This is a genomic window from Actinomadura sp. HBU206391, assembly GCF_014323665.1.
GTDB lineage: Bacteria > Actinomycetota > Actinomycetes > Streptosporangiales > Streptosporangiaceae > Actinomadura_C.
On record NZ_JABVEB010000501.1, the window covers coordinates 1 to 1,964 of the forward strand.

At 68.1% G+C, this 1,964-nt stretch carries 4 protein-coding genes; 1 reads left to right on the forward strand and 3 read right to left on the reverse strand.

Going from position 1 to position 1,964, the window contains the following annotated elements:
* Nucleotides 1-153: 153 nt before the first annotated feature.
* Nucleotides 154-855 carry a hypothetical protein gene (locus HKK72_RS38815; protein WP_187239364.1) on the reverse strand — a complete coding sequence of 234 codons (702 nt, stop codon included), beginning with the start codon at nucleotides 853-855 and terminating at the stop codon, nucleotides 154-156.
* Nucleotides 856-892: 37 nt separating this feature from the next.
* Here HKK72_RS38815 and HKK72_RS38820 point away from each other — a divergent pair, with 37 nt between their 5' ends.
* The gene (locus HKK72_RS38820; RefSeq protein WP_187239365.1) at nucleotides 893-1,405 is read left to right on the forward strand and encodes a CGNR zinc finger domain-containing protein; all 513 of its coding nucleotides are present in this window, start codon (nucleotides 893-895) and stop codon (nucleotides 1,403-1,405) included.
* 155 nt (nucleotides 1,406-1,560) lie between these two features.
* Here the strand turns inward: HKK72_RS38820 and HKK72_RS38825 are convergent, their stop codons facing one another.
* On the reverse strand, nucleotides 1,561-1,788 hold the full coding sequence (locus tag HKK72_RS38825; RefSeq protein WP_187239366.1) for a hypothetical protein: 228 nt from the start codon (nucleotides 1,786-1,788) through the stop codon (nucleotides 1,561-1,563).
* Nucleotides 1,770-1,964 (reverse strand): hypothetical protein (locus HKK72_RS40405; protein WP_222721683.1); only part of this gene is annotated, 195 nt, incomplete at its 5' end. The genes HKK72_RS38825 and HKK72_RS40405, both read right to left, overlap by 19 nt.

Below are 1,964 nucleotides of genomic sequence, written 5' to 3' on the forward strand. Positions count from 1 at the left end.
TATTCGACCCGGCCCATTCGTGGCCGGAACTCCCGCAACCTCAACCGCATACGACCTCTTTCACAATGAGATCGTTCATCGATATGCCGACGGCCGCAACAGCAATATTCGAGCGCGCAACCTCAGTACGGCCTGTGCGGCCACCGGACTGTCTCATAGGGCCTCGGCGAGCCAGGTCAGTCTTAGCTCGCGTGCTGTTCTCGCTGCGGTCCTCTTCAATTGTTCGGCCTCGGAACCTGGCGGGAGTGAATCGGCGAGCGTGGCCGCTGCCGCCGCGGTGTGAGGGCGGGCGCCAAGGGCGGCACGCAGGTGGTACGACCTGCGCAACAGGTCGAGTCCGCTCATGTCGCCGTTCTCCAGAGCCTGGCCGCCCAGATGCCTGGTCGCATAGGACTCCAGCATCAGATCCCCGTCCTCGAGGGCTCCGTCAAGGGCCTGGGTGTAGTGCTCGACGGCCTGTTCCGGGGCGTGGTCCCCGTGCTCGGCGACGACGCCCAGCCAGAAGGTCGCCCAATGCGCGAGTCGTTCGTCGTCGGCCGCGGCGGAGAAGCCCGCGCGGGTCCGCTCTCCGTCGTCGGCTCGGGGACCGACCCTGAAGAGCACCCGGGTGTAGGCGAGCTGGGCGTCGTAGAACCCGCCGAGTACGGAATCTTCCTCCAACAGTGCGGCGACGGCGGCCTCGGCCTCGTCCGATCGCTCCAGACGCCACCAGAAGCCGTCGGTCAGGATCTCCGCGCGGAGGGAGGTTGAGTCGGCTCCTGCGATGTCGAGCGCGGGGTCCCATAGTCCGGCACGCTTCAGGGACCGCGCGGCATCCTCGACAGGGTTCATCATGTAGGTGGTGTTCATGTTCATGCCGCTTACTATTGAGGGCGAGGAGGTAGGTGGTCAAATGCGTTACGTTGCCTACATCGGTAATCTGACCCGGATGGCCGTCGAGCTGGTCAATGGCGAGGAGCCCAGCGAACTGCGGCGGGAGTTCTTCCTCCAGCACCACGTAGCCGAACCGGACGCCGACGAACTGGGAGGACTGCTTCCGTACCTGCGTGAGGCGGTGGCGGCCGTCGCGGACGGAGCTCCGATCGCCCCCGTCAACCTGCTTCTGGAGCGTTTCCCGCCGTTGGTGTACGTGAGCGAGCACGACGGGGAGGGCCAGCAGCACCTGCACTTCGCTTGCGACGGAGAGGAACCCGTCGCCTGGCTTGGCCGCAGTTGCGCCGCCGCGCTGGCCCATGTCATCTGCGGGGATCCGGACGTGACCGTGGGCCGGTGCCAGGCAGGCGATTGCGTCCGCTTCTACGTGGACGACTCCCGCAACCGCAGCCGCCGGTTCTGCTCCAACACCTGCGCCAGCCGAACGACCGTCGCCGCCTACCGCGCCCGCCGCAAGGCAACCACCAGATGATTCGATCGGCCCGCACCAGGGACCACGCGACCTGTCGGCGGCGGCTCCCATGAATGCAGAGGAACCGGCAAGCCGGTGGCGGTGATCAAAGGGGAAGTGAACGTCTGCGACCGGCTCCAAGTCGAGCACGACCCGCAAACGGCCGCGCGGCAGGCTCATTGTCCCGGCCGCAGCCGCGCGGCGATGATGATCGGGATGAGTTCCTCGGGACTGCCGGCCTCCACGAGCCGCGGCCGGTCGTCCCAGGCCACCATCGCCCACCATCGACGGGTGTGAACCCCCCACCAGCACGGGACTCCCGGGAAACGTTCGTGGAGGTCGGCGAGGACGGCGGCCCGTGCCGCCTGGCCGGCGCCGCTCGCCATCATGACCACGTGCGCCATGGCGGGACCTCGCTGAACCAGGGATACGCCGGCCACCCCGCGCCGAGCTGAGCCGGCCAGAGCCGGGTCGGACGAGACTGGGCGAACGCCTCGTCCGGTTCGGCCGCGCGGGCGGTGCGCCCGGGGGGTCGCGCACCGCCCGCGCGAGCTTTTCTCTGCGACGACCATGTACGCCA